We start from the raw sequence: 25,789 nt of genomic DNA on the forward strand, positions 1-25,789 counted from the left end.
CGTTTCATTCAAGACGCAATAGTCGCCCGTGGGGGAGGCTCTGGAGCATGGACATCTTCACCGCAGGTCGTGAGTTCGTACGGCGGGAGGCTCGGCTGGTCGAGAGTCGCCTGTTCGAGACCGTCTTCGAGGGGGCTGACGCGCAGGGGGTGGTCGACGCGCTCCACGGGTACCAGAACCCGGACGGCGGCTTCGGGCACGGCCTGGAACCGGACAAGCGCTGCCCGGACAGCCTCGCCCTCGACGTCGAGGTCGCCTTCGACGCGCTGATCGCGTCGGGTGCTCGGGACGACGACATGGTCCGCCGAGCCGTGGACTGGCTGGACCAGGCGGCCAACGCCGACGGTGCGGTCTCGCTGTGCTCGCCGGCCGTCGAGAACTACCCCCGCGCCGTACACATCACCGATTGGACGTACCAGCCCGACCTCAATCCCACCGCGGGCCTGGTCGGTCGGCTGCACACCCTCGGCGTCGAGCACCCGTGGCGCGATCGAGCCAGCGCGTGGTGCGCGGCGGAGCTGGCGAAGGGCCTCCCCGAGGACGCGCACGGGATGCACGAGGCGCTCGAGTTCCTGGAGCACACCGGCGACGCGGACTTCGACCGCATCCGCGACTGGCTGCCCAAGCTTGCGCACTTCCGTGCCGACGCCGCGAGCCCGGAGTACGGCGTGACGCCGCTGCACTTCGCGCCTACGCCGGACAGCTTCTGGCGCCCGCTCTTCACCGAAGCCCAGCTCGAGGCCCACCTCGACCGCCTCATCGAAGACCAGCAGGACGACGGCGGCTGGACCCTGACCTGGGAGCCGCCCGGCCAGTCCTCCACCCTCGCCTACCGCGGCATCATCACCGTCGGCGCCCTGCGCACCCTCAAGGCCTACAACCGGATCTGACCGATGAGCTGGTCGGCCAGTGTGGTCCGCGCGTACAGGACCACGCGGCCGGCCCGGGACCGGCTGACCAGGCCATTGGCCAGCAGGGTCGCGAGGTGCTGTGAGATCGCACTGGGACTCACCTGGCGCTGGCGCGCCAGCTCCAGCGTGGACGTCGGCGCCGACAGACTGGCCAGCAGACTCGCCCGGGGTTTGCCGAGCAGGTCCTCAAGCGCTCGCGGGGCCGGGATGGTCGGGGGCGACCAGAGTGTGGCGAGGCCGCGCGCCGGGTAGGCGACGGTCGGCGGCTCGCGCGGGTCGACCGGACTGATCGCGTGCTTGGCGAACAGCGTTGGTACCAGCCAGAGGCCGCGGCCGCGCACCTCGGTCGCGTAGTCCAGCCCGTACGACGAGACCTTGAGTCTCAGCACGCCGTTCGACCATTTGGCCGACGGGTCGAGGCTCGTCAGGACCGCGGCCGCGCCGGACCGGGCCAGGACCTGCGCCCGGTGGACCATGTCGGCCTCCAGCAGCGTCCGCATCCGCGGCCAGTGCGGCTCGATCGCCAGCTCCCAGTACTTCGTGATCGCGGCGGCGATCCGGTCGCGCAGGCGGCGCGGATTCGCGCACAGCTCAGACAGGACGGGCGGCAGCAGGCGACCGTCGTACGCGCGGATCACGTCGGCCAGCGCCTTGCGCGGTGGGGTCGAGCGGACTTTCGCGAGCTCCTCGTCGACGTCGGGGAGTGGCGACGACGGGCGCGGGGTGACGAAATCCGGCAGCCAGCCGACTTCTGGTGCGACTAGGGCGAGCAGCAGGTCGCGGTCCGGCGAGTCGCGCAGCAGCGGCGTCGTCCGGCGGATCCACGGCAGATGGAGGACCTGGTTCGACGGCTCCCGCACCGCCCACAGGCTGGTCGCCGTCTCGAGCACCGGCGAGCACGCGAAGCGCATGTCCGCGAGGTCGTCGACGCCGAGGTGATAGCTGATCATTAAGTTCCAGGCTAACTCTCTGGTGGCAGCACCACCCGCTGCCCTTCGATGGCCGAATGAGAGAGATCCACTTGGTCGCCCGCCCGACCGGCGTACCCACCGCCGACCTGTTCGAGATCGTGCCGTCCGCGCCAGTCGAGCTGGCCCCGGGGGCCGCGCTCGTGCAGAACGTCTTGCTGTCGGTCGACCCCTATATGCGGCAGGGGATGGACAGCGAGGAGTGGTGGCCGCTGAACACGCCCGGCGAGGGCCGCGCTCTCGGCCGGGTGCTGCAGAGCCTGACGCCGGTGTACCAGCCGGGAGACATCGTCTTCCATACCCAGGGCTGGCGGACGCACGCGATCGTCACCGCGGACGACAGCCGCAAGATCGACGAGCTACCGGGCGTCCCGCTGTCCGCCCATCTGGGCATCCTCGGTGGTACCGGTCTCAGCGCGTACGTCGGACTCAAGCGGATCCTCGACCTCCAGCCCGGCGAGACCTTGTTCGTCTCGGCAGCCGCCGGTGGAGTCGGTACGGCGGCTGCGCGGATCGCCAAGCTGATGGGCGCGGGTCGCGTCATCGGCAGCACGGGATCCGACGAGAAGGCGAAGTACCTGGTCGAGGAGGTCGGGCTGGACGCGGCGATCAACTACCGGCATGGCGCTCTGGTGGAGCAACTGGCCGCGGCTGCACCGGACGGGGTCGACGCGTACCTGGACAACGTCGGTGGTGAGCATCTCGCCGCCGCTATCGACGTACTGAATGTGCGCGGGCGGATCGCGTGGTGCGGTGCGGTGTCGACGTACAACCACGAGGCGGGCGTGGCGCCGCGGAACCTGTTCGACATCGTCGGCAAGGAGTTGCGGCTGCAAGGGTTCCTGGTCCGCAACCATCTCGACCTGCGGCCGGAGCTGATCGACTTCCTGACTCCGCACTTGCAGTCCGGGGCAGTCGTGTCGGACGAGACCGTGGTGGACGGCCTCGACCGGATGGTCGACGCGTTCCTGGCCATGCTGGGCGGCGGCAACATCGGGAAGATGCTCGTCGAGCTGTCAGACCCGGGTCTGCGCCGCTAGGCCGACTCGGCGGGGTGCTCGACCTGGCGGTCGCCCCATTGGGTCATCAGGCCGCGGGCGATCTCCAGGTCCTCACGCAGCGAGCGGTCCTCGAGGTCGCCTGGGAGGGCGGCGAAGGCGTCGGTCAGCCAGGGGCCGACGGAGGCCGGGGCGAGGTCGTCCGGCGTTAGACCGGCGAGGCGGATTGCGCGGACGGCGGTGACGAGCTCGCAGGCGAGGACCTCGCGGAGGGGGTCGAGTTGTTGCCTGGTGAGGAGCGCGGCCTGCGGGGCGAAGCTGGCGTGCAGCTCGGCGCCCCGCGAGAGCGTCGCCGTACCGAGGGTGGCGGGTTGGGCGGTCGAGCGGACCGACGCGAGCGCGTCGTGGGCGACGTACTCGATCATCATCACGCCGGAGCTCGCCTCGGCGCCGGAAGCGAGGAAGCGGCTGAGCCCGGTGTAGTCGGGGTCGACCAGGTTCGCGACGCGGGTGGTCGAGAGGGTGGCGACGCTGTGCAGGCTGAGCCGGAGCGAGTCCAGCGCGAGCGCGATCGGCATCGCGTGCCAGTTACCGTTGTGCAGCACGGTGTCGCCGGCCACCAGCGGGTTCTCCGCGGCGGCGTTGATGTCGATCCGCACACTGTTGCCCAGGGCATCGGCATGGTCGACGGCCGGGCCGAGCACCTGGGCGAACGCGCGCAGGCCGAACGGGTCCTGGATCCGGACCGGGCGCAGCGGTAGGCCGTCGAGCAGGCCGCGCATCCGGCGCGCGACCCGGATCTGGCCCGGTTGTGGGCGCGCCTCGTGCACGCGGACGTCGTACACCTCGGCGTTGCCGCGGAGCGCGACGTGCGAGAGGGCGCCGACCAGCGGTACGACGTTGATCAGCGTGATGGCCTCGACGTACGCCAGGCAGCACTCGGCCAGCGTGAACGCGTTGCTGGACAGCAGCGGCAGGGCGCTGTTCCCGGCGACGACGTCGCCGAGCGCGAGCCCGAGCTCGGCCAGGGGACCGAGGTCGCCGGTGCCGATCGCGCCACCGCGGTGCAGTTCGGGCAGGTCGTCATCGTTGAGCAGACCAACGATCGCGTCGGCGACGGCCGGTTCCAGGCCGGACCCGCCGGCGGCGAGCTGGTTGACCCGGATCAGCAGGCCGAGCCGGACCACGTCCTTCGGGTACGCCGTCGTACCGGTGGTGGAGTGCGACGCGAGCAACCGCGTGCCGTGCTCGGGGTCGGAGGTGAGGACGTCGCGGTTCGCGCCGACGCCGGTGGTCCGCCCGTACACGGGCTGGTGCTGCGCGACCTCGGCCACCACGGCGGCCGACTCCGCCATCCGTTTGCGCGCGACCTCGCCCAGGCGCACCGCCGTACGCCGCTGGCCCAGCGCCACCGCCTCCAGCGGCGTCAGCCCGGCACCCACCACCTCCACCGGCTCCATCCCCACAGTGTGAAACCGGGACGTGGTGTGCGTCACCCACCGTGCCGGCGCAAATGTCTCGAATCCGAGACGATGGTTGGGGCAAACGAAAAGACCCGCTCCTGGGGAGCGGGCCTTCGGGGGTGGGGTTTACGACTGGCCGTAACGCTTCTTGAACTTCTCCACGCGGCCCTGGGTGTCCATCACGCGCTGGTTGCCCGTGTAGAACGGGTGGCTCGCGGACGAGATCTCGACGTCGATGACGGGGTACGTGTTCCCGTCCTCCCAGACGACGGTCTCGCCGCTCTCGCGGGTCGAGCCGGAGAGGAAGCTGAAGTTGGCGGACTTGTCCCGGAAAACGACCGGGCGGTACGCCGGGTGAATGTCCTGCTTCATGCTGCTGTACTTCCTTCCAGGTAGGGGGCGAACGGGTCGGTCAACGAGTGGACCGCTTCATCCGCACGAAGGACACAACCATCCAGGCGCGCCCGTAATTCCCGCTCGTCCAGGCCCACTCCGGTGAACGACAGGTACGACCCCCGATCCCCGTACTGCGGATCCCACGCGAGCGCCGACCGCGCCTGATGCTGCTGCCCCACAGACCCCCACCGATCCGCCGGCAGATCCGCCAGCCACGGCCCGAGCCGAGCCACCGAGATGTTCCCCCCAAAACTGTCCCACCCGAGCCGACTCCGATGCTGGGTAGCAATCCACACCGTCCCCCGCCCCCGCACAGTCCCCGCCACAATCCCCTCCAGCGCCTCAAACAACCGCCCAGGATGAAACGCCCGCCCACTCACCCAAACCACAGTCCGCACCCGCCGGTCTTCCCCGCCGGCCTGAGCTCCAGACCCGGAGCTGGATGCGGGCTCCGCGTCCCACCCGTTTCGAAGGCCGTGGCCTTCGGCGGGCGCGGCGATGGAACCGGGCTCGACCGCGGCCGAGGTGGGGTCGTGGAGTTGGCTGCCGAGCAGACCCGACGGGGTTGTTTGCACGAGGAGCCGGGGGTTGAGCGCCTGGGTCAGCGCCCGGACCGTCTCGTGCTCGGATGACAGCACGACCGCGTCCGCGGACTCGAGCTGGCGGGCGACGATCTCCGCGATCGCTCGCCCGTCCTCGGCCGCCGTGGGTACGCCGCGCTCGTGGACAAGCTCCTCGCCGGACAGATCGCCGACCACACTCCCGCTGTCGACGGCGCTGACAACCGCATCCACCCGCAGCTCGGCGGCCCGCCCGACCTCCTCCGCGATCGCCTGCGTGTCCCCGGCCGCGGGCACGTTCACGATCGCCACGCCGTACCGCTCGACCGCCGCCACACTCCGCAGCAGCTCCAGCAGCGACCCCCGCAGCGCACAGGACACGCACGGATGCGCCATCTCGATCACCTCGCGGTCGATCACCCCGGCAGCGGTCCGCGCGACCCGTACGACGGACCCGCTCGCCAGACCGCTCACGTCGTACTCGACCAGGACCCCGGCCGCGCCCGCCGCGGCCAGCAGATCCCCCGCGACGGCGCCGCGGAACTCCTCGTCCAGGCCCGTCAGCAAGGTCACCGGCAGCATCCGCACTCCCGTCTTGTTGAAAATGATTACCATCACAAGATAGCCTCCGGAGCGGAATACCCGCCACCCCGACGGCGTTCCAGTGCATGCGGGTCACCCGCCAGGTGATCCCGGAAAGGACAGTATGGCCAAGCGCAACGACCTCCGCCCCATCATTAAGCTCCGCAGTACCGCGGGTACCGGCTTCACCTATGTAACCCGCAAGAACCGCCGGAACAATCCCGACCGGCTGATCATCCGCAAGTACGACCCCAAGCTGCAGCACCACGTCGACTTCCGCGAAGAGCGCTGACGCCTCCGTGGCCAAGACCAGCAAGGTCGTGAAGAACGCCGAGCGCCGGCGCACCGTCACCCGGTACGCCGAGCGCCGCGCGGCCCTGAAGCGAATCGTCGCCGACCCGACGTACTCCCTCGAGGAGCGCGGCGAAGCCCAGCTCAGGCTCCAGAAGCTGCCGCGGGACGCGAGCCCGATCCGCGTCCGCAACCGCGACGCGGTCGACGGCCGCCCCCGCGGCTACCTCCGCAAGGCCGGCCTCTCCCGCATCCACTTCCGCGAAATGGCCCACCGCGGCGAGCTCCCCGGCATGACCAAGTCGTCCTGGTGAACCCAGCGCCCCCTCCCACGCCGGAGGGGGCGTTTGCCTGTGCCGGCCTGTTCAGCCGATCGTGTCGGACAGGCCGACGATGATGCCGGCAGGCCCGCGGAAGTAGCAGATCCGGATCGAGTCCTCGTAGACGCCGATGCCGCCGATGACGTCACCGCCGTGCTTGCGCAGCCGGGCGATCGTGTCGTCGAGATCGTCCACCGCGTACATGACCCGGTGCATCCCCAGGATGTTGTGCGGCGGATTCTCCGGCAGCGCGTCGACCAGCCCCGGCCGGTGGTACTTCGCCAACTCCAGCCGCCCCTCACCGTCCGGCGTCCGCATCATCGCGATCTCACTCCGGATCCCGTCGATCCCGACCGCAAGATCGGCCCAGGACCCCTCGATGTCCATCCGCCCTTCGAGCACCATCCCCAGCTCGGCAAAGAACGCGATCGCGGCATCCAGATCGTCGACAACGATCCCGGTGTTGTGCATCTTCTGAAGCGCCAAGACACTCCTCCTTCAATCCCGTACGACCACTGACAAACAAAGAACGAAGCCGCCTCCGGGTTCTCGACATGCACCGTCAGCTTGTGGACGAACCGGGCGCAGGGAGTGGCTTGGTGCGGAGCAACGACGTGATCCGCTGGCGTGACACGATCCAGCCCTCGGCGATGGGATCGATAGCGGCCGCGACCGTTCGCATGCTCGCGAAGCGGTCGGCGACCATCGCGGAATCGAGCAGTGGCTCGAGGTGTGCGATGCGGTTGCGAAGCTTGTGAATGCGGTCGACGTGGGTCACGAGATCAGCTGGGGTGCAGCTGAGCTGCGGGAAAGCTTTGGCTAGCGCCTGCTGCCAGAGCAGCTGACGGCCCGGATCGCTGTCGGGCAGCAGGAAGCGCCAGGTGCCGAAGCTCAGCTGAGCCAGTACGTCGGAGTGCCCGTGTTCACGCCCCCGCTGCCGGGCTCGCCGTACGGCGCTCCGAGCGCGTTGCCGGGCCTTCGAGATGTCGTCGCGGGTGAGCCGCAGGAGCAGGTGCGACGGGTCCATCAGCCAATCACGCGAGTGCGGCGCACCGGTCGCCGCGTTGACCTGCGCCGCGTTCCAGGCACACAGCTCTTGATCGAGCGCATTCCGCAGCACCACCTCGAACTGGTGCAGACTCTCGTAGAACGCCCCGGAGATCTCGACATTCCAGTCATACAGCCGGAGCGCGTCCCTCAGATTCCCGTGGCTAGCAACCAGGTACGGCGTGAGCCGGGGAGCGCTGAGCCGAGCAGCGATCGCCGCACGACGTACCGCTGGTTGAGTCGGGCCCGCCACGACCGTAAACTCTAGGCGAAGGCGGAGGCAGGTCTCTCCGTTACTTGCTCGACCTAAGGGCCCACCGGACCAGCGCCGGCGGGCCTTTAGCCATTCCAAACCAGGTCGCCTGGCCCAGGAGTCTCCACACCGTCGACGTTCGCGGGTACGGAGAGGTAGCGGGGTGAGGTGTCCGCCCAATAAGGCGATCAGCAGCTCCGGTCACCAACAAGCCGTTGCGATAGGCGCTGGCCCCGCGTTGGGCTTACCAGCAGCTCTCCGTCACCAGCGGTACGGCGGGTAGTGCGCCAGCCCGGGCAGTCACCCGCGAGCGGCAGCGAGCAACCCCGCGGCGGCAGCCCGCAACTGCGAGCGTAGCGAGCAATCCCGCGAGCGTCGCGAGCGAACCCCCGGCGCCAGCCGGATGCACCGGGGCGCTCGCCCCGAACTAACAGGGTGGGTGGGGCGGCGCGTAGCTCGGCGACGAAGGAGCCGTGCGTAGCACCGCGATGGGCTTACCACCTCAGCCCGTCATCAGCAGTACGACGAGTAGTGCGCGAGCCCCGGGGTAGTCACCCGCGAGCGGCAGCGAGCAACCCGCGGCGGCAGCCGCGAGCACGCCAGCGGTAGCTGGCACAAAGCCGCGGTAAGCCGGGGGAGGTGGGAGCGCGCGTAGTGGTCGCGGAGGAGGAGCGGAGCGACGACGGAGTGGCCGCGGAGCACGCGTGGGGCGGCTACCAGTAGCACGCGTGGGGCGGCTTACCCGCAGTACGCGTGGGTGGTTAGCCGTGGAGGCGGCGGGTTAGGGAGGTGGCGGCTTGGCGGATTCGGTGGGCTAGGTGGGGGCGGTCGGATGGGGAGATGGCTTCGGTGCGGAAGGTGACGCTGATAGCCGCCGCGGGGTGGCCGGCGTGGTCTACCGCGGCGCTGGCTATGGAGGAGAGGCCGGGGGTGATGAAGGAGTTCTCGACGGCGTACCCCTGGCGTTTCTCGTCGGCGAGCAACCGCCGGAGTTGGGTGAGGGTTTGAGGGCCGTGGTCGGTACGGCGGACAAAGGACTCGGGCGTGGGGAAGAGTGCGCGGACCTGCGCCGGCGGCAGTTCAGCAAGCAATGCGCGGCCGGAGGCGGTCAACGTCGCCGGGAGGCGGACGCCGACGTCCGTGACCAGCGTGACCGGTCGCGGCGGCTGTTCCTTGAGGAGGTAGACGAGCTCCCGGCCGTGCAGTACGCCGAGATGCGCAGTCTGACCCACCTCGGCGACCAACTGCACCAACAAAGGACGCGCCAGCCGCTCCAACGGATCATGCCGCAGATAAGCGGACCCGATCTCGAACGCCGCCACCCCCAGCCCGTACCGCTTCTCCTCCGGCAGATGAACGACGTACCCCTCGTCGATCATTGCCCGCAGCAAGTGGTACGTCGAGGAACGTGGCAGGGCGACCGCGGAGGCGATGCGCTCCATCGGTACCGGTCCCGGCTGGGTCGCCAGGAACGTCAGCACCCGCAGCGTGCGGGTCGAGGCGGGAACGTTGCCGCTCACAACGGCAGGGTAACCCCCGCCGTCTCAGATTCCGGACGATTCCCGGCGCGAGTCCTTGGGCGTCCTGGCCCGCCGGATCCCGGGGCGACCGCGCCGCAACCAGGTCCGGGCGCTCTCCCCGACGACCGCGAGCGCGAACAGACCGCCCGCGACACCCCAGTCGAAGTAGTCCTCGCCCGACACCAGCAGACCGACTCCGGCGCACACCGCTGCACAAACCAGCAGCGTCACCACGAATCGCTTCACAGCACCTTCTCCGCGGTCCACGAGCCGCCCGTCCCCCGGTACCCGAGCCATCGGTTCACCGCGAGCATCGGCTCGTTCGCCGCATCGTTCCCGGTCGACGCGACCCGGAAGCCGGCATCCCGCGAAGCACTCAGTGCGTGCGACTTCACCACCTTCGCCAGCCCCCGGCCACGCGCCGAGGGAATGGTCCCGGTCAGGTTCGACCAGATCACCCCACGGTCCGGATCCGCCGTAGTGGTGCCGAAAGACAGCACCCGATCCCCGTCCAGGACAGCGAAACTCAGGTCCGGCCGGTTGTCCGGGTTGTTCCAGGACACCGCGACCCATTCGTCGTACGCCGGCCCGCTGGAGAACCCGCTCGGATCGTCGTCCCGCACCTGGACCTCGGCGTCGAACAGCTGCCGCGCCTCGAGCTCGTCGTACGTCGCAACGCGCAAGCCGGGCGGCGTCGCGACAGGCGCCGGTACCGCGCTCAAATCAGCCGCGGACCGGCTCATCCGGCGTCCCACCACAAACCCACGCTTCTCCGCGAACGGAATCGCGTCCTCGTCCACCATCACGAGCAACCGCCCCGCGCTGACGTTCAGCGCCCGCGACGTGACCGCCGCGAGCAACGCGCTCCCGATGCCCCGACCGCGCACAGCCGGCAGCACCTGCACAGTGATCCGCACCCGCGGCGATACCGCACCGGCTGCCGGCAGGTACAGGTTCGCGTAGCCGACGGCATCCGGCTCGTCGACCGCGACCAGACTCACCTGGCTCCGCCCACCGCGCAGCTCGAGCTCGATCGCCCGAGCCGTCTTCACCAGCTGCGGCATCACCGCCGCCCACACCGCGGCGACCCCCGCCGCGTCCTCCGGCCCCGCCGTCCGGATCTCGAACACCATGCGCTGACTCTAGGGCGAGCCAGGGTCTCCAGAACGGTTCGTAGGATGGCGACCGTGCCGCCGAAAAAGAAGCGAACCGCCATTCCGAGGGCTGTCGCGGCCAAAGTGCTGTTCGAGTCCGATCGTCACTGCTGTGTCTGCCGGGAGAGTGGCAAGAAGGTTCAGATTCACCACATCAACGAGGACCCGAGCGACCACACCCCGGCGAATCTCGCGCCGCTGTGCTTCGACTGCCACGACCTCACGCAGGCCGTCGGCGGCTTCGGGCGGAAGCTCGACGCGGACCAGGTGGTTATGTATCGCGACCAGTGGGTCGACTTCGTCGCGCAGCAGCGCGGAGCCGGTGTCTCCAGCTCGGACCTGAAGTCCGGCGTCAACGTCTCGCTCGAGATGGCTACGTCGCTGGCCGAGATCTATCGCGAGAACAACCAGTTGATGCTGCTGATCATGCACTACCACTCGATCGGGAACATCGAGCTGCGGGACAAGTGGATCGACCGGGCGCTGGCAGGCGGCGATGTTTCGGATGAAGACGTCATCTTCTTCCGTGGACTCCAGGCGCGGCCTGATCTCGTGCCGGACGAGGTTGCGCAGCGGCGACTCGACGTACAGGAACAGCATGCGGACTGGTCGCAGCGAGCGCGGACGCTCCGCAGTCTGCAGCGCTGGCCGGAGGCTGCCCGCGATTACCTCAAGGCGGTGATGGAATCTCTCGATGAGGGTCAGCTGTTCAGTGCGGCGTACTACCTCAAAGAGCTGAGCAAGTCCAAGATTCACGAGCAGCTTTTCATTCAGTCGTACGCCGCTGACACGAACCTGTGGTGGCGAGTCCGCGCGCTCCAGGAGCTCGGATGGGACGACGAGTTGCGCGATCTGGTGCTGGCCAATGCCGCTGAGATCGAAGCGCACGGGACCCCGTTGCTACGGCTGCAGTTGGACATTGCTCGCGGTGACCTTGCGGCGTACCGCGAGAGACGGAAGGACATCGCCCGCACCACGCGCCAAAATGCAGAGTGGTCTCATCGAGGTCGAGGAGCCGGCTGACGACGAGGATCCGGCCGAAGACACCTCCGATCGACGAAACGGCTCCTGAACTGCTCAGTCACCGGGGTGTCTCAGACCCGAGACAGAAATTGGTACGGCGGTGCTGTCGATCGCCGAGCGCAAGCGGTCCAATGAGCAGGTGAACGAGACGGTGAAGGTCGGTACCGGGCCGCTGAGCCCGGCCGAGGTGGTGGCAGTGGCCAGGTACGGCGCGACGGTCGTGATCGACGACCTGGCGCTGGAAGAGATCGCCAAGTCCCGCGCCGCGATCGAGGCGCTGGCGCACGCGGACACCCCGCACTACGGCGTCTCGACCGGGTTCGGTGCACTCGCGACGCGGCACATCGCGCCGGAGCTCAGGACGCAGTTGCAGCGCAGCCTGGTCCGGTCGCACGCGGCCGGCTCCGGCGCCGAGGTCGAGCGGGAAGTCGTCCGGGCGCTCGCGCTCCTCAGGCTGAGCACGCTCGCGACCGGCCGGACCGGCGTGAAGGTCGAGACCGCCCAGGCGTACGCCGATCTCCTCAACGCCGGCCTCACCCCGATCGTGCACGAGTACGGCAGCCTCGGCTGCTCGGGCGACCTCGCACCGCTCGCCCACGTGGCGCTCGCGGTGATGGGCGAAGGCCAGGTCCGCGATGCCGACGGCAACCTTCGCGAAGCCGGCGAAGCACTTCAGGCCAACAAGCTGAGCCCGATCGTGCTGGCCGAGAAGGAAGGCCTCGCGCTGATCAACGGCACCGACGGCATGCTCGGCATGCTGGTGCTCGCGCTGGCCGACCTCGACCGCCTCTTCAAGACCGCCGACCTCGCCGCCGCGATGAGTGTCGAGGCCCAGCTCGCCACCGACCGCGTCTTCGCCGCGGACCTGCAGGCCCTCCGACCGCACCCGGGTCAGGCCGCAGCCGCCGCCAACCTCCGCGCAATCCTCAAGGACAGCGCGATCGTCGCGAGCCACCGCGGCCCGGACTGCAACCGTGTCCAGGACGCCTACTCGCTCCGTTGCTCGCCCCAGGTCCACGGCGCCGCCCGCGACACCGCCGCCCACGCGCTCAACGTCGCCACCAACGAGCTGGCCGCGGCGATCGACAACCCAGTAGTACTGAAGGACGGCCGCGTCGAGTCCAACGGCAACTTCCATGGCGCCCCGGTCGGGTACGTGCTCGACTTCCTCGCGATCGCGGTCGCGGACCTCGCGTCCATCAGCGAGCGTCGGACCGACCGCTTCCTCGATGTCGCCCGCAACCATGGCCTGAATGCGTTCCTGGCCGACGATCCCGGCGTCGACAGCGGCCACATGATCGCGCAGTACACCCAGGCCGCGATCGTCTCCGAGCTCAAGCGCCTCGCCGTACCGGCCAGCGTCGACTCGATCCCGAGCAGCGCGATGCAGGAGGACCACGTCTCGATGGGCTGGTCCGCCGCCCGGAAACTCAGAAGAGCGGTCGACGGCCTCCAGCGCGTCCTCGCGATCGAGATCCTCACGGCAGCCCGCGCGCTCGACCTGCGTGCGCCGCTCGACCCCGCACCGGCCACTGCGGCCGCGCGCAACGTACTACGTCAGTACGTCGAAGGCCCGGGCACGGACCGCCATCTGGCGCCTGAGCTCGAGCACTCCGTCCAACTCGTTGCCAATGGCACCTACCTCGAAGCCACCGAGGCCGTCACCGGCCCGCTGCTCTAGAAAGGCTGGATCACCCATGTCCGGACCCCGTCCTGTGCGCGCACCCCGCGGTACCACGCTGACCGCCCGCGGCTGGCAGCAGGAGGCCGCGCTGCGGATGCTGCAGAACAACCTCGACCCCGAGGTCGCCGAGCACCCCGACGAGCTCGTCGTGTACGGCGGCTCCGGCAAGGCCGCCCGCGACTGGAACTCGTTCGACGCCATGGTCAGGACCCTGACGAATCTCAAGGCCGACGAGACCATGCTGGTCCAGTCCGGCCGCCCGGTCGGCGTCATGCAGACGCACGAGTGGGCGCCGCGGGTGCTGATCGCGAACTCGAACCTGGTCGGCGACTGGGCCACCTGGGAGGAGTTCCGCAAGCTCGAGGCGATGGGCCTGACCATGTACGGCCAGATGACGGCTGGATCGTGGATCTACATCGGTACCCAGGGCATCCTGCAGGGCACCTACGAGACGTTCGCCGCGGTCGCCGCGAAGAAGTTCGGCGGCTCGCTGGCCGGCACTGTCACGCTGACCGCCGGCCTCGGCGGGATGGGCGGCGCGCAACCGTTGGCCGTCACCATGAACGACGGCGTCGCGATCTGCATCGACGTCGACTCCAGCCGGATCGACCGGCGGATCGAGCACCGCTACCTCGACGTACGGGCGGACTCCGTGGACCACGCGCTCCAGCTGGCCGAGGAGGCCAAGCAGGCCCGCCGGCCGCTGTCGATCGGTGTCCTCGGCAACGCCGCCACGATCGTGCCGGACCTGCTGAAGCGTGGTGCGCCCATCGATGTCGTGACCGATCAGACCTCGGCGCACGACCCGTTGATGTACCTGCCGGTCGGCGTGGACTTCGAGGACTGGGCGACCGCCCGCGAGAAGGACCCGGCCGGCTTCACCCACCAGGCCCAGGAGTCGATGGCCCGGCACGTCGAGGCGATGGTCGGCTTCCAGGACGCCGGCGCCGAGGTGTTCGACTACGGCAACTCGATCCGGGACGAGGCGCGCAAGGCCGGCTACCGCCGGGCGTTCGAGTTTCCCGGCTTCGTGCCGGCGTACATCCGGCCCTTGTTCTGCGAGGGAAAGGGCCCGTTCCGCTGGGCCGCCCTGTCCGGCAACCCGGCCGACATCGCGAAGACCGACCAGGCGATCCTGGACCTGTTCCCGGACAACGAGCACCTCACCCGGTGGATCAAGATGGCCGGCGAGCGGGTCGCGTTCCAGGGCCTGCCGGCCCGGATCTGCTGGCTCGGCCAGGGCGAGCGGGACAAGGCCGGCGTCCGGTTCAACGACATGGTCGCCTCCGGTGAGCTGGAGGCCCCGATCGTGATCGGCCGGGACCACCTGGACACCGGCAGCGTGGCCTCGCCGTACCGGGAGACCGAAGGGATGCTCGACGGCTCGGACGCGATCGCGGACTGGCCGTTGCTGAACGCGATGGTGAACGTGGCCAGCGGCGCGTCGTGGGTGTCGATCCACCACGGCGGCGGCGTCGGCATCGGCCGGTCCATCCACGCCGGCCAGGTGTCCGTTGCTGACGGCACCGACCTCGCCCGGCAGAAGCTGGAGCGGGTGCTCACCAACGACCCGGCGATGGGTGTCATCCGGCACGTCGACGCGGGGTACGACGCAGCGGTAGAAGTTGCCGACGAGAAGGGGGTCCGGATCCCGATGCGGGAATCCTGACCACGCAACGCACCGTAGCGTATCTGTAGCGCTACGGTGCACTTTCCCAGAGAACGAGAAACCGGCCGATCGCGTGGCTTCGGTCGCTCGTTCCGCTAGGGTCGTTCGGGCAGTTGGGTAGCGCGGACGACGAGCGCGAAGGGGCGCCATGATCGAGTTCGAGGACGTCACCAAGCGGTATCCGGACGGCACCGTCGCCGTCGACAGCCTGTCGCTACGGATCCCGAGCAACCAGATCACCGTGTTCGTCGGTCCGTCCGGCTGCGGCAAGACCACGTCGTTGCGGATGATCAACCGGACGATCGAGCGGACCTCCGGGACCATCTCGATCGACGGCGAGGACATCAACAGCAAGGATGCGGTCACCCTGCGCCGGGGGATCGGGTACGTGATCCAGAACGCCGGCCTGTTCCCGCACAAGACCGTGGTGGAGAACATCGCCACCGTGCCGAAGCTGATCGGCTGGGACAAGCGCAAGGCGCACGGTACGGCGATGGAGCTGATCGAGCGCGTCGGCCTGGACCTCAAGCTGGCCGAGCGGTACCCGGCCCAGCTGTCCGGTGGCCAGCAGCAACGAGTTGGCGTCGCCCGGGCCCTCGCGGCCGACCCCGCGATCATGCTGATGGACGAGCCGTTCAGCGCGGTCGACCCGATCGTCCGGCACCAGCTGCAGGAGGAGCTGCTCCGGCTGCAGCGCGACATCGGCAAGACGATCGTGTTCGTCACCCACGACATCGACGAGGCGATCAAGCTCGGCGACAACGTCGCGGTCCTCAAGGTCGGCGGGCACCTGGCCCAGTTCGCGCCGCCGTCGGAGCTGCTGGCCAACCCGGTGGACGACTTCGTCCGCGGGTTCGTCGGGCAGGATCGCGGGTACCGCGCCCTGACGTTCGTGCACCCGGACGAGCTGCCCGTGCAGCCGCTGCCGGACGAGCTCGCGCTCGAGGACGGCGTACCCGTCGGCTGGCGGAACGGGTCCGAGGAGCTGCTGCCGGTCGGCGCGGTCTTCCGGCGTGGCGACTCGTTGCGTGCGGCCCTCGACGCCGTACTCACGTCGCCCACCGGGTGCGGCATCTGCGTCGACGAGAACGGCAAGGCCGTCGGCGTCATCGACCAGACCACCGTCGCGGAAGCGCTCCGCCGATGACCTGGATCGGCGACAACTCGGGCCTGATCTGGGAGCAGCTGCGCGAGCACATCTACCTGGCGATCCTGCCGGTCGTCCTCGGCCTGATCATCTCGGTGCCGTTGGGGTACGTCGCGACGCGCTACTCCTGGCTGGCGAATCCGCTGATCGCCTTCGGCGGCATCCTCTACTCGCTGCCGTCGATCGCGCTGTTCATCGTGATCCCGGCGATCCTCGGCACCAAGGTGCTGTCCACGATCAACATCATCGTGGCGCTGACCATCTACACCGTCTCGCTGCTGATCCGGAACGTGATCGACGGACTCCGCTCCGTACCACCCGACGTCCGGCAGTCCGCGATCGCGGTCGGGTACGGTGCCCTGCACCGGGTGATCGCGGTCGACCTGCCGATCGCCGTACCGGTCATCTTCACCGGGCTGCGGGTCGTCACGGTCGCGAACATCTCGATGGTGAGCGTCGGCGCGGTGATCGGGATCGGCGGGCTGGGCGAGCTGTTCACGCTCGGCTTCCAGAAGGACTTCCTCACGCCGGTCGTCGTCGGCGTAGTGCTGTCGCTGGCGCTCGCCCTGCTGGCCGACCTCGTCCTCGTCAGCCTGCAACGGGTGCTGACTCCGTGGGCGCGGGTCGCCACTCCGGTGGGAGAGGTGGCCTGACATGTGGCAGTACCTGACCGACTCGTTCAACTGGTCCGGCAACGAAGGCATCTGGGCGCGGATCGTGCAGCACCTCTGGTACACGTTTGCCGCGCTCGGCCTGTCCGCGGTCATCGCATTGCCGATCGGGTTGCGGATCGGCCACACCCGGCGCGGGGCGTTCCTCGCGATCAACCTGGGCAACGCCGCGCGGGCGCTGCCCAGCCTCGGGCTGCTGATGATCGCCGTCCTGCTGACCAACCAGATCGGCTTCCTGCCGGTGCTGATCGCGCTGGTCGCGCTGGGCGTCCCACCGATCCTGGCGTCGACGTACGCCGGCCTCTCCGGGGTGGACGCAGCGACGATCGACGCGGCCCGCGGGATGGGGATGACCGGGCGGGAGATCCTGACCAAGGTGGAGATCCCGATCGGCCTGCCGCTGATCATCTCCGGCCTGCGCAGCGCGACGCTGCAGATCGTGTCGACCGCGACGATCGCGGCGCTGGTGTCGCTCGGCGGCCTCGGGCGGTACGTCGTCGACGGGCTGAAGCTGCGGGACTTCCCGCAGATGTTCAGCGGCGCGCTGCTGGTGGCGCTGCTTGCGCTGCTGCTGGACGCGGTCTTCGCGCTGATCGGACGACTCACCGTGTCCCCGGGCCTGAAGATCGACTGAACTGTCCTACCTACCTGCTGAACTTGAGATGCATCCATCGGCACCGGCCGATGGCTGAACGAGAACACTGGAGGCTCTCGTGTTGAGATCCACACTCATCCGTACTGCGATCGCCGGGGTGGCTGTGCTCGGCCTGGCCGGTTGTGGCGGTGGGGGCGACCAGCTCGGCGGCAACAACGCGGGCTCCTCGCCCGCGCCCTCGAAGGTGAGCAGCATCACCGTCGGGTCCGCCGACTTCTCCGAGAGCCAGCTGCTGGCGGAGATCTACGGCCAGGCGCTCGCCGGCAAGGGCATCGACGTGAAGAAGAAGCCCAACATCGGCAACCGCGAGACCTACATGGCCGCGCTCAAGGACGGGTCCGTCGACCTGGTTCCGGAGTACACCGGCGCCGCGCTGGCGTACTTCGACAAGAACTCGACCGAGACCGACCCGGACAAGGCGTACGACGCGCTGAAGAAGGCGCTGCCGTCCGGGCTCGAGGTGCTGGACAAGTCCCCGGCCGCCGACGAGGACACGATCGTGGTCACCAAGGCGACCGCGGACAAGTACAGCCTGAAGTCGCTCGGTGACCTCAAGGGCAAGAACCTGGTCGCCGGCGGCAGCTCGGAGTTCAAGGTCCGGTCCGCGGGGCTGAAGGGCCTGAAGGAGAAGTACGGCGTCGAGTTCAAGGAGTACAAGACGCTGGACGCGGGTGGTCCGCTGAGCATCAAGGCGCTGACCGACAACCAGATCCAGGTGACGAACCTGTTCACCACCCAGTCCGTGATCAAGGACCAGGGGCTGGTGCAGCTCGACGACCCGGAGAAGATCCTGCCGCCGAACAACATCGTTCCGCTGATCCGGACCGACCACAAGTCGGACGACGTGGCCGCGGTGCTGAACGCGGTCGACGCGAAGCTCACCACCGACGCGCTGACCGACCTGGTCAAGCGGATCGACGTCGGCAAGGAGAGCGCCGACGCGGTGGCCAAGGACTGGCTGTCGAAGAACCCCGTGTCCTGAGGCTGACTTGAGCTTCGAATCCCTCTGGGCCGACCAGTCCGCCATCGGCCGCAACCCCGAAACCGGCGGCTACACCCGAGGCGGCTGGACCCCCACCGAACGCGAAGCGACGCACTGGTTCCAGGACCAGTGCGCCGCCCGCAACCTAACCCTCCAATCCGACGGCATCGGCAACCTCATCGCCTGGTGGGGTTCGTCCGACGCTCCAGGAGTAGTCACAGGTAGTCATTTGGACTCGGTGATTGACGGTGGGGCGTTTGATGGGCCGTTGGGGGTTGTGTCGGCGCTCGCGGCTGTGGATCAGTTGCGGGCGGAGGGGTTCGAGCCGGGTGTGCCGATTGGGGTGGGTGCGTTTGTGGAGGAGGAGGGGTCGCGGTTCGGGATGCCTTGTTTGGGGTCTCGGGTTGCGGCTGGAGTTTTGCCGGCTGAGAAGGCTCTGCAGTTGACGGACAGGGCCGGGGTGTCTCTGCAACAAGCGCTGGAAGGCGCGGGAGTTGATCCGGGTAGGGTGGGGCCGTCGCCGCTGCTCGCGCGGATTGGGACGTTTGTCGAGTTGCATGTGGAGCAGGGGAGGGGGCTGACGGCCCCGGTCGGGGTTGCCAGCTCCATCTGGCCGCATGGGCGGTACCGGTTCACCTTTGGGGGTGAGGCCAACCACGCGGGGACGACGTTGATGGAGGATCGACACGATCCGATGCTCACCTACGCGATGACGGCGCTGGCCGCCAACAAGCAGGCGCGGTTGGCGGGCGCCCGGGCGACGTTCGGGCGGGTGGCCGTCGAGCCGAACGGCACCAACGCCGTACCCTCGCAGGTGACCGCCTGGCTGGATGCGCGGGCGGCCGACACCGAAACACTCGAACTGTTGCTACAAGCAATCACCAAGCAGGCCACCGAACGCGCCGAGCGCGACGGGACCACCCTGACCGTGACCGCCGAGTCGGTCTCGCCGGTGGTCGACTTCCCGGCCGGGCTGCGGGATCGGCTCGTCGACGTGCTCGACGGTGCCCCGGTCCTCCCGACCGGCGCCGGCCACGACGCGGGCGTGTTCTCGGCCGCCGGCATCCCGACCGCGATGCTGTTCGTCCGGAACCCGACCGGCATCTCCCACTCGCCCGCCGAGTACGCCGAGCTGGACGACTGTCTCCAGGGCGTCGACGCGCTGGCCGCCGTACTGAAGGATCTCGCGAAGTGACGCAGTACTGGTGTGAAACCGCCCTGCTCCCCAATGGTGTCGAGAACAGCGTCCTGATCACCATCGACGCCGGCCGCTTCACGACAGTCGAACCGAACGCCCAGCCCGGCACCGCCACCAAACTGAGCGGACTCGTGACCCCCGGCCTGGCCAACTGTCACTCCCACGCCTTCCACCGGGCGCTGCGCGGGCGCACGCAGACCGAGCGCGGCACCTTCTGGACCTGGCGGGAGCAGATGTACGCCGTGGCACAAGCCCTTACCCCCGACTCGTACTACGACCTCGCGAAAGCCGTCTACGCCGAGATGCTGCTCGCCGGCATCACCGCGGTCGGCGAGTTCCACTACCTGCACCACGCCCCCGGCGGCCGCCGCTACGACGACCCGAACGCCATGGGTACGGCGCTCATCGCCGCCGCCCGCGACGCCGGTATCCGGATCGCCCTGCTCGACACCTGCTACCTCGCCGGCGGCATCGACCAGCCGCTCAACGAGGTCCAGCAACGGTTCAGCGACGGCGACGCGGCCAGCTGGGCCGCCCGCGTCGGCAACCTCGAAGGCAGCGACGACGTGGTGATCGGCGCGGCCGCCCACTCGATCCGCGGCGTACCGCAGCATCAGCTCGGCGCGGTGGCGTCCGCGTTTCCCGACGTACCGCTGCACATCCACCTCTCCGAGCAGGTCGCGGAGAACGAGTCGTCTCTGAAGGCCTACGGCCGCACCCCGGCCCAGGTCCTCGACGAGGCCGGCTTCCTCAGCGGCCGGACGAGCGCGGTCCACGCCACGCACCTCACGGACGTCGATGTCGGCCTGCTCGGCAGCTCCGCGACGTATTCCTGCTTCTGCCCGACCACCGAACGCGACCTGGCCGACGGCATCGGCCCGTCCACGCGCCTCCGCGATGCCGGCTCCCCGCTCACCCTGGGCTCGGACAGTCACGCAGTCATCGACCTCTTCGAGGAGATGCGCGCGGTCGAGCTCGACGAACGCCTCGCCACCCAGGAGCGCGGCCACTGGTCCGCCCCCGAACTCTTCAAGGCCGCCACGATCGACGGCCACCGCTCGATCGGCTTCGACGACGCCGGCACCATCGCCCCCGGCGCCCGCGCCGACCTGGTTGCCATCCGTCTCGACACCCCTCGCACCGCAGGCACTGGCGGCACGGTCGAAACCGCCGTCTTCGCAGCCTCCGCCGCCGACGTTTCAGATGTGGTGGTCCAGGGCCATCATTTGGTTGCTGATGGCAAGCACATTCGTCTGGGCGTAGCAGCTGAGCTGGCTACGTCGATCGGAGCAGTGACACCGTGACCTCTCTGTTGCTGACCGGCATCGGCTCCCTGGTCACCAACGACCCCACCCGCGGCGACCTGCTGGGCGAGCTCCACGACGCGGCCCTGGTGATCGACGGCACCAACATCGCCTGGGTTGGCAGCCGCCAAGACGCCCCGGAGGCCGACGCCGCCCTCGACGTCGGCGGCCGCGCCGTCATCCCCGGTTTCGTCGACTCGCACTCACACCTCGTCTTCGCCGGCGACCGCGCCGAGGAGTTCGCGGCCCGTATGACGGGGACGCCGTACTCCGCCGGCGGCATCCGCACCACGGTCGCTGCCACCCGCGCGGCCACCGACGAACAGCTCACCGCAAACGTCTCCCGCCTGGTCACCGAGATGCGCCGGCAAGGCACCACGACCGTCGAGATCAAGTCCGGCTACGGCCTGACCGTCGCCGACGAGGCCCGTGCGCTCGAGATCGCCGGCCAGTTCACCGACGAGACGACGTACCTCGGAGCGCATGTCGTCCCCGCCGAGTTCCAGGACGACCCGGCCGGGTACGTCGAGCTCGTCACCGGCCCGATGCTCGACGCGGCCGCGAAACACGCGAAGTGGATCGACGTCTTCGTCGAACGCGGCGCCTTCGACGCCGACCAGGCCCGGGCGATCCTTCAGGCCGGCCAGGCCCAAGGTCTCAAAGCCCGAGTCCACGCCAACCAGCTCGGCGAGGGCCCCGGCGTCCAGCTCGCCTGCGAGCTCAAGGCAGCCGCCGCCGATCACTGCACCTACCTGACCGACGCCGACATCGACGCACTCGCGTCGTCGGGGGTAGTCGCCGGCCTCCTCCCCGCGATCGAGTTCTCCACAAGATCCCCCTACCCGAACGCCCGCCGCCTACTGGACGCCGGCGTCACGGTAGCCCTCGCCACCGACTGCAACCCCGGTTCTGGGTATTCATCCTCGATGCCCTTCTGTATCGCTCTCGCCGTCAGGGACATGCACATGACCCCCGCAGAGGCGCTGTGGTCAGCAACCGCAGGCGGTGCGGCTTCCCTCCGCCGTACCGACATCGGTCACCTGACACCGGGCGCTCGCGCAGACCTGACAGTCCTCGACGCACCGTCGTACCTGCACCTCTCCTACCGTCCCGGCGTACCGCTCGTCTCGCAGACATTTATCGGTGGACGCCCGCTTTAACCTGAGTACATGGACATCAAGGCACGCCTCCGCACCACCTTCACCTGGCGCACCGACCGCGGCGCCTGAAGCTCGTACGCCGACCTGACCGGTTGGTGGCGCGACGCCGAGCTGCTGCGCGGGCTCGGTCCGGCTCTCGCCGGCTTGTACGACGAGACGCCTACGGTCGTCCTGGGTCCGGTCTCCCGCGGCTCGCTGCTGGGCGCGCTGACGGCTGCCGCCCTGGGCGTGGGGTTCGTGGAGATGCGCAAGGACCAGGGCGCCGCCACGGACAGCGACCGCTGGATTCGTCATACGACGGCACCCGACTACCGGGACCGGCACGTCGAGTTCGGCTTCCGCCACGGACTGATCCAGCCCACAGATCACGTCCTGCTGGTCGACGACTGGGCGGACACCGGAGCGACCGCGTGCGCGGCGCGTTCGCTGGTTGCCCAGTGCAAAGCCCACTGGATCGGCGCAGCCTGCATCGTCGACGGCCTCGCCAACGCGCGCCTTCGTCATGAGCTACCGCTGAGGGCCCTGCTCAACCTCCGGCAGCTCTAACCACCTAGCTCCTTCGAGACGAGGGACGCTGTGGTGCCGTCGGGGAGGCGCTGTTTGCCGACCTCGACGTACCCGCGGGACCGGTGGAAGGCGAGGCCGGAGGCGGAGTACACCCGGGCCACCGCGCGGTCGAACGGCTTGGCGGCCCGTTCGATCGCGCGGTAGACCTGGGACGCGAGCCCCTGCCGCCGGTGCTCGGTGGCGATCACGATCCGCTCGATGAACAGGAAGCGGTCCGCGTAGGTCCGGGTGAACCACTCGAACTCGAGGCCGTCGTACGCCGACCCCGGGGTAAAGGTCAGCGCGTACCCGGCCGGACGGCCGTCCAGGTCGACGACGACGGCGTGGGCAGCGATCAGGCGGAGCCAGTCCAGCCGGTCCGGGCCCAACTGCTCGACCTGACCTTCCGCAGTGGCGTTCAGGGCGAGGACCGCGGCGTCATCGGCGGCGGTCAGCGGGCGGAGCTTCACGTGTCCACACTCCCACGGAAAGCCTTTGCTCCGGGAGGGGTCACCCTGGCCGCACCCTGGCCCGGACCCGGAAATCCGGGGGTCCCCTTGGGAATGACCTGACCGGTGTGTCATGTTGAGCCTAGTGAACTCAAGTTTGGTCGGCCGCGGATTTGAAAACGACCCGGACGAACGGCAACATTGAGTCTGCATCACTCAACTTCGTGGAGGTACACACATGGCCCGCGCGGTCGGAATCGATCTCGGTACGACGAACTCCGTCATCGCCGTACTGGAAGGTGGCGAGCCCACCGTCATCCCCAACGCCGAGGGATCGCGTACGACGCCCTCGGTCGTCGCCTTCGCCAAGAACGGCGAGGTCCTGGTCGGCGAGGTGGCGAAGCGTCAGGCGACCACCAACGTCGACCGCACGATCCGCTCCGTCAAGCGCCACATGGGCGAGAGCTGGAACGTGGACATCGACGGCAAGAAGTTCACCCCGCAGCAGATCAGCGCGTTCGTGCTGCAGAAGCTGAAGCGGGACGCCGAGGCGTACCTCGGGGAGCAGGTCACGGACGCGGTGATCACCGTGCCGGCCTACTTCTCCGACGCGCAGCGCCAGGCGACCAAGGAGGCCGGCGAGATCGCGGGCCTGAAGGTGCACCGGATCGTCAACGAGCCGACCGCGGCCGCGCTCGCCTACGGCCTGGACAAGGGCACCGAGCAGACCATCCTGGTCTTCGACCTCGGTGGTGGCACGTTCGACGTGTCGTTGCTGGAGATCGGCGACGGCGTCTTCGAGGTGAAGGCGACCAGCGGTGACAACCACCTCGGTGGTGACGACTGGGACGCGCGGATCGTGCAGTGGCTGGTGACCCAGTTCAAGAACAAGAACGGCACCGACCTGTCCGGCGACAAGATGGCCATGCAGCGCCTCACCGAGGCCGCCGAGAAGGCGAAGATCGAGCTGTCGGCCGCCGCCGAGACCACGATCCACCTGCCGTACCTGAGCCTGACCGAGTCCGGCCCGCTGCACCTGGAGGAGAAGCTCTCCCGGGCCGAGTTCCAGAAGCTCACCAACGACCTGCTCGAGCGCGCCCGCGCCCCGTTCAAGGCCGTCATCAAGGACGCCGGGATCGACGTCTCGAAGATCGACCACGTGATCCTGGTCGGCGGTTCGACCCGGATGCCCGCGGTGGCCGACCTGGTCAAGGAGCTGACCGGTGGCAAGGACCCGAACAAGGGTGTGAACCCGGACGAGGTCGTCGCGGTCGGCGCCTCCCTGCAGGCCGGTGTGCTGAAGGGTGAGGTCAAGGACGTCCTGCTGCTCGACGTGACCCCGCTGAGCCTCGGGATCGAGACCAAGGGTGGCGTGTTCACCAAGATCATCGAGCGCAACACCACGATCCCGACCAAGGGCTCGGAGATCTTCACCACCGCCGAGGACAACCAGCCGTCGGTGATGATCCAGGTCTACCAGGGCGAGCGGGAGATGGCGCGCGACAACAAGTCGCTCGGCAACTTCGAGCTGACCGGCCTGCCGCCGGCGCCGCGGAACGTGCCGCAGATCGAGGTCACCTTCGACATCGACGCGAACGGCATCGTGCACGTGAACGCCAAGGACCTGGCCACCGGCAAGGAGCAGCGGATGACGGTGACCGGTGGCTCCGCGCTGCCGAAGACCGACATCGACCAGATGGTCCGCGACGCCGAGCAGTACGCCGAGGAGGACCGCAAGCGCCGGGAGGCGGTCGAGAACCGCAACCAGGCCGAGAGCCTCGTCTACCAGACCGAGAAGTTCCTGTCGGAGAACGAGGACAAGGTCCCGGACGACGTCAAGACCGAGGTCAAGGACGGCGTCGCCGAGCTGAAGAAGGCGCTCGAGGGTGACGACGACGACGCGGTCAAGGCCGCTTCGGAGAAGCTCGCCCAGTCCAGCCAGAAGATGGGTGCCGCGATGTACGCGAACGCCCAGGCCGCCGGCGGTGCGTCGACGGACGGCGACGGCGCGCAGTCCGAGGGCGCGAGCACGAGCAGCAACGACGACGACGTCGTGGACGCCGAGATCGTGGACGAGGACCGGCCGCAGGACAAGACGGCGGAGGACAAGTGACGGATCGACCCACTGGCAGCGAGTTCGGCGACGGTGACCCCGTCGTCCGGGACAAGCGCCGGATCGACCCGGACACCGGCAAGCCGCGGGAGGCCTCGGAGCAGTCCGAGGCCCCCACGGCGGGCGCTGCACCGGGGACGCCGGGGACACCGGGGGCACAGCCGCCGGTGGACCCGTCCGACCTGACCGGCCCGTCCGCCCAGGAAGCACTGCTCACCGAGGCGCTCAAGGAGCGTACGGCGGACCTGCAGCGTCTGCAGGCCGAGTACGTGAACTACAAGCGCCGGGTGGACCGGGACCGCGAGGCCGCGCGCGAGCTCGTGATCGGCTCGGTGCTGACCGAGCTGCTCGGGATCCTCGACGACGTCGGCCGGGCCCGCGAGGCCGGTGAGCTGGACGGCGCCTTCAAGGCGGTGGCCGAGTCGCTGGAGCGGGTCACCGAGAAGCTCGGCCTGGTGAAGTTCGGCGAGAAGGGTGACGCCTTCGACCCGCGGATCCACGAGGCCCTGCTGCACAACTACTCCGACGAGGTCGACGGTCCGACCGCGACGATGATCATGCAGCCGGGCTACCGGCTCGGCGAGCGGGTCCTGCGGCCGGCCCGGGTGGCGGTGTCGGAACCGACCGAACCCCTGCCGACCGAACCAGTGCCGGCCGCGGCGCAGGCCGATGGACCGGTGGAGAACACAGATGACGACAAAGCCGCGGACGAGTCCGCGGAGTAA

Annotated in this window: 27 protein-coding genes; 17 read left to right on the forward strand and 10 right to left on the reverse strand. The window is 69.0% G+C overall.

Annotated elements, in window-relative coordinates:
- Nucleotides 1-47 precede the first annotated feature (47 nt).
- Nucleotides 48-890, forward strand: a complete 843-nt coding sequence (locus tag AB0E69_RS00280; RefSeq protein ID WP_360137063.1) for a hypothetical protein — start codon at nucleotides 48-50, stop codon at nucleotides 888-890.
- On the opposite strand, the gene AB0E69_RS00285 is transcribed toward AB0E69_RS00280, so the two are convergent.
- Entirely contained in the window at nucleotides 875-1,861 is a 987-nt protein-coding gene (locus AB0E69_RS00285; RefSeq protein ID WP_360137066.1) for a DUF5937 family protein, read from the reverse strand. The two genes, AB0E69_RS00280 and AB0E69_RS00285, sit on opposite strands and share 16 nt — an antisense overlap.
- A gap of 56 nt (nucleotides 1,862-1,917) precedes the next feature.
- Here AB0E69_RS00285 and AB0E69_RS00290 point away from each other — a divergent pair, with 56 nt between their 5' ends.
- Nucleotides 1,918-2,919, forward strand: coding sequence for an NADP-dependent oxidoreductase (locus AB0E69_RS00290; protein ID WP_360137069.1), 1,002 nt, complete (start codon nucleotides 1,918-1,920; stop codon nucleotides 2,917-2,919).
- On the opposite strand, the gene AB0E69_RS00295 is transcribed toward AB0E69_RS00290, so the two are convergent.
- From AB0E69_RS00295 to AB0E69_RS00305, 3 genes are all read right to left on the reverse strand, one after another.
- Nucleotides 2,916-4,337 (reverse strand): aromatic amino acid lyase, encoded by a 1,422-nt coding sequence (locus AB0E69_RS00295; protein WP_360137072.1) that lies wholly within the window; start codon nucleotides 4,335-4,337, stop codon nucleotides 2,916-2,918. The two genes, AB0E69_RS00290 and AB0E69_RS00295, sit on opposite strands and share 4 nt — an antisense overlap.
- Before the next feature lie 129 nt (nucleotides 4,338-4,466).
- A complete protein-coding gene (locus AB0E69_RS00300) occupies nucleotides 4,467-4,712 on the reverse strand; it encodes a type B 50S ribosomal protein L31 (RefSeq protein WP_360137075.1) in 246 nt (81 codons plus the stop codon).
- A complete protein-coding gene (locus AB0E69_RS00305) occupies nucleotides 4,709-5,911 on the reverse strand; it encodes a GTP-binding protein (protein ID WP_360137078.1) in 1,203 nt (400 codons plus the stop codon). The genes AB0E69_RS00300 and AB0E69_RS00305 overlap by 4 nt, the downstream gene beginning before the upstream one ends.
- A gap of 91 nt (nucleotides 5,912-6,002) precedes the next feature.
- Here AB0E69_RS00305 and rpmG point away from each other — a divergent pair, with 91 nt between their 5' ends.
- Together rpmG and rpsN are read left to right on the forward strand one after the other, a co-directional pair.
- Entirely contained in the window at nucleotides 6,003-6,170 is a 168-nt protein-coding gene (gene rpmG, locus AB0E69_RS00310; RefSeq protein ID WP_360137081.1) for a 50S ribosomal protein L33, read from the forward strand.
- Between the two features lie 7 nt (nucleotides 6,171-6,177).
- Nucleotides 6,178-6,483 (forward strand): 30S ribosomal protein S14, encoded by a 306-nt coding sequence (rpsN, locus tag AB0E69_RS00315; protein WP_360137084.1) that lies wholly within the window; start codon nucleotides 6,178-6,180, stop codon nucleotides 6,481-6,483.
- A gap of 51 nt (nucleotides 6,484-6,534) precedes the next feature.
- Here rpsN and AB0E69_RS00320 read toward each other — a convergent pair whose 3' ends face one another.
- The 5 genes from AB0E69_RS00320 to AB0E69_RS00340 form a co-directional block, all read right to left on the reverse strand.
- Nucleotides 6,535-6,975 (reverse strand): VOC family protein, encoded by a 441-nt coding sequence (locus tag AB0E69_RS00320; RefSeq protein WP_360137087.1) that lies wholly within the window; start codon nucleotides 6,973-6,975, stop codon nucleotides 6,535-6,537.
- A 76-nt stretch (nucleotides 6,976-7,051) separates the two neighbouring features.
- On the reverse strand, nucleotides 7,052-7,789 hold the full coding sequence (locus tag AB0E69_RS00325) for a hypothetical protein (protein ID WP_360137090.1): 738 nt from the start codon (nucleotides 7,787-7,789) through the stop codon (nucleotides 7,052-7,054).
- A 761-nt stretch (nucleotides 7,790-8,550) separates the two neighbouring features.
- Nucleotides 8,551-9,309 (reverse strand): IclR family transcriptional regulator, encoded by a 759-nt coding sequence (locus AB0E69_RS00330; RefSeq protein WP_360137093.1) that lies wholly within the window; start codon nucleotides 9,307-9,309, stop codon nucleotides 8,551-8,553.
- Nucleotides 9,310-9,333: 24 nt separating this feature from the next.
- A complete protein-coding gene (locus AB0E69_RS00335) occupies nucleotides 9,334-9,555 on the reverse strand; it encodes a hypothetical protein (protein ID WP_360137096.1) in 222 nt (73 codons plus the stop codon).
- A complete protein-coding gene (locus tag AB0E69_RS00340) occupies nucleotides 9,552-10,442 on the reverse strand; it encodes a GNAT family N-acetyltransferase (RefSeq protein ID WP_360137099.1) in 891 nt (296 codons plus the stop codon). The genes AB0E69_RS00335 and AB0E69_RS00340 overlap by 4 nt, the downstream gene beginning before the upstream one ends.
- Before the next feature lie 54 nt (nucleotides 10,443-10,496).
- Here AB0E69_RS00340 and AB0E69_RS00345 point away from each other — a divergent pair, with 54 nt between their 5' ends.
- The 11 genes from AB0E69_RS00345 (at nucleotide 10,497) to AB0E69_RS00395 (ending at nucleotide 22,502) form a co-directional block, all read left to right on the forward strand.
- Nucleotides 10,497-11,486, forward strand: coding sequence for an HNH endonuclease signature motif containing protein (locus AB0E69_RS00345; protein ID WP_360137102.1), 990 nt, complete (start codon nucleotides 10,497-10,499; stop codon nucleotides 11,484-11,486).
- Between the two features lie 139 nt (nucleotides 11,487-11,625).
- Nucleotides 11,626-13,167 (forward strand): histidine ammonia-lyase, encoded by a 1,542-nt coding sequence (hutH, locus tag AB0E69_RS00350; protein ID WP_360137105.1) that lies wholly within the window; start codon nucleotides 11,626-11,628, stop codon nucleotides 13,165-13,167.
- Between the two features lie 16 nt (nucleotides 13,168-13,183).
- On the forward strand, nucleotides 13,184-14,839 hold the full coding sequence (gene hutU / locus AB0E69_RS00355; RefSeq protein ID WP_360137108.1) for a urocanate hydratase: 1,656 nt from the start codon (nucleotides 13,184-13,186) through the stop codon (nucleotides 14,837-14,839).
- 148 nt (nucleotides 14,840-14,987) lie between these two features.
- Nucleotides 14,988-15,986 (forward strand): ABC transporter ATP-binding protein, encoded by a 999-nt coding sequence (locus AB0E69_RS00360; RefSeq protein WP_360137111.1) that lies wholly within the window; start codon nucleotides 14,988-14,990, stop codon nucleotides 15,984-15,986.
- Complete coding sequence (locus AB0E69_RS00365) at nucleotides 15,983-16,639, forward strand: ABC transporter permease (RefSeq protein WP_360137114.1); 657 nt, start codon at nucleotides 15,983-15,985, stop codon at nucleotides 16,637-16,639. The genes AB0E69_RS00360 and AB0E69_RS00365 overlap by 4 nt, the downstream gene beginning before the upstream one ends.
- Nucleotide 16,640: 1 nt before the next feature.
- Nucleotides 16,641-17,291, forward strand: a complete 651-nt coding sequence (locus tag AB0E69_RS00370; protein WP_360137117.1) for an ABC transporter permease — start codon at nucleotides 16,641-16,643, stop codon at nucleotides 17,289-17,291.
- Between the two features lie 79 nt (nucleotides 17,292-17,370).
- The gene (locus tag AB0E69_RS00375) at nucleotides 17,371-18,294 is read left to right on the forward strand and encodes an ABC transporter substrate-binding protein (protein ID WP_360137120.1); all 924 of its coding nucleotides are present in this window, start codon (nucleotides 17,371-17,373) and stop codon (nucleotides 18,292-18,294) included.
- 7 nt (nucleotides 18,295-18,301) lie between these two features.
- Nucleotides 18,302-19,489 (forward strand): allantoate amidohydrolase, encoded by a 1,188-nt coding sequence (locus AB0E69_RS00380; RefSeq protein WP_360137123.1) that lies wholly within the window; start codon nucleotides 18,302-18,304, stop codon nucleotides 19,487-19,489.
- Nucleotides 19,486-20,796, forward strand: coding sequence for a formimidoylglutamate deiminase (locus AB0E69_RS00385; RefSeq protein ID WP_360137126.1), 1,311 nt, complete (start codon nucleotides 19,486-19,488; stop codon nucleotides 20,794-20,796). The genes AB0E69_RS00380 and AB0E69_RS00385 overlap by 4 nt, the downstream gene beginning before the upstream one ends.
- Nucleotides 20,793-21,956 carry an imidazolonepropionase gene (hutI, locus tag AB0E69_RS00390; RefSeq protein WP_360137129.1) on the forward strand — a complete coding sequence of 388 codons (1,164 nt, stop codon included), beginning with the start codon at nucleotides 20,793-20,795 and terminating at the stop codon, nucleotides 21,954-21,956. The genes AB0E69_RS00385 and hutI overlap by 4 nt, the downstream gene beginning before the upstream one ends.
- Nucleotides 21,957-22,100: 144 nt before the next feature.
- Nucleotides 22,101-22,502, forward strand: coding sequence for a phosphoribosyltransferase (locus AB0E69_RS00395; RefSeq protein WP_360137132.1), 402 nt, complete (start codon nucleotides 22,101-22,103; stop codon nucleotides 22,500-22,502).
- On the opposite strand, the gene AB0E69_RS00400 is transcribed toward AB0E69_RS00395, so the two are convergent.
- Nucleotides 22,499-22,972, reverse strand: a complete 474-nt coding sequence (locus tag AB0E69_RS00400; protein ID WP_360137135.1) for a GNAT family N-acetyltransferase — start codon at nucleotides 22,970-22,972, stop codon at nucleotides 22,499-22,501. The two genes, AB0E69_RS00395 and AB0E69_RS00400, sit on opposite strands and share 4 nt — an antisense overlap.
- 217 nt (nucleotides 22,973-23,189) lie before the next feature.
- Between AB0E69_RS00400 and dnaK the strand changes: the two genes are divergently transcribed.
- Nucleotides 23,190-25,064, forward strand: a complete 1,875-nt coding sequence (gene dnaK, locus AB0E69_RS00405; RefSeq protein WP_360137138.1) for a molecular chaperone DnaK — start codon at nucleotides 23,190-23,192, stop codon at nucleotides 25,062-25,064.
- On the forward strand, nucleotides 25,061-25,789 hold the full coding sequence (grpE, locus tag AB0E69_RS00410) for a nucleotide exchange factor GrpE (RefSeq protein WP_360137141.1): 729 nt from the start codon (nucleotides 25,061-25,063) through the stop codon (nucleotides 25,787-25,789). Before dnaK ends, grpE begins: the two co-directional genes overlap by 4 nt.

This window comes from Kribbella sp. NPDC026611, from assembly GCF_040638345.1.
In the GTDB taxonomy this organism is placed as follows: Bacteria; Actinomycetota; Actinomycetes; order Propionibacteriales; family Kribbellaceae; genus Kribbella.

Bases quoted from the DNA above. Each gene is read 5' to 3' on its own strand.
- AB0E69_RS00280 (WP_360137063.1), top strand. From the start codon at position 48: ATGGACATCTTCACCGCAGGTCGTGAGTTCGTACGGCGGGAGGCTCGG.
- AB0E69_RS00285 (WP_360137066.1), bottom strand. From the start codon at position 1,861: ATGATCAGCTATCACCTCGGCGTCGACGACCTCGCGGACATGCGCTTC.
- AB0E69_RS00290 (WP_360137069.1), top strand. From the start codon at position 1,918: ATGAGAGAGATCCACTTGGTCGCCCGCCCGACCGGCGTACCCACCGCC.
- AB0E69_RS00295 (WP_360137072.1), bottom strand. From the start codon at position 4,337: ATGGAGCCGGTGGAGGTGGTGGGTGCCGGGCTGACGCCGCTGGAGGCG.
- AB0E69_RS00300 (WP_360137075.1), bottom strand. From the start codon at position 4,712: ATGAAGCAGGACATTCACCCGGCGTACCGCCCGGTCGTTTTCCGGGAC.
- AB0E69_RS00305 (WP_360137078.1), bottom strand. From the start codon at position 5,911: ATGGTAATCATTTTCAACAAGACGGGAGTGCGGATGCTGCCGGTGACC.
- rpmG (WP_360137081.1), top strand. From the start codon at position 6,003: ATGGCCAAGCGCAACGACCTCCGCCCCATCATTAAGCTCCGCAGTACC.
- AB0E69_RS00340 (WP_360137099.1), bottom strand. From the start codon at position 10,442: ATGGTGTTCGAGATCCGGACGGCGGGGCCGGAGGACGCGGCGGGGGTC.
- hutU (WP_360137108.1), top strand. From the start codon at position 13,184: ATGTCCGGACCCCGTCCTGTGCGCGCACCCCGCGGTACCACGCTGACC.
- AB0E69_RS00360 (WP_360137111.1), top strand. From the start codon at position 14,988: ATGATCGAGTTCGAGGACGTCACCAAGCGGTATCCGGACGGCACCGTC.
- AB0E69_RS00365 (WP_360137114.1), top strand. From the start codon at position 15,983: ATGACCTGGATCGGCGACAACTCGGGCCTGATCTGGGAGCAGCTGCGC.
- AB0E69_RS00370 (WP_360137117.1), top strand. From the start codon at position 16,641: ATGTGGCAGTACCTGACCGACTCGTTCAACTGGTCCGGCAACGAAGGC.
- dnaK (WP_360137138.1), top strand. From the start codon at position 23,190: ATGGCCCGCGCGGTCGGAATCGATCTCGGTACGACGAACTCCGTCATC.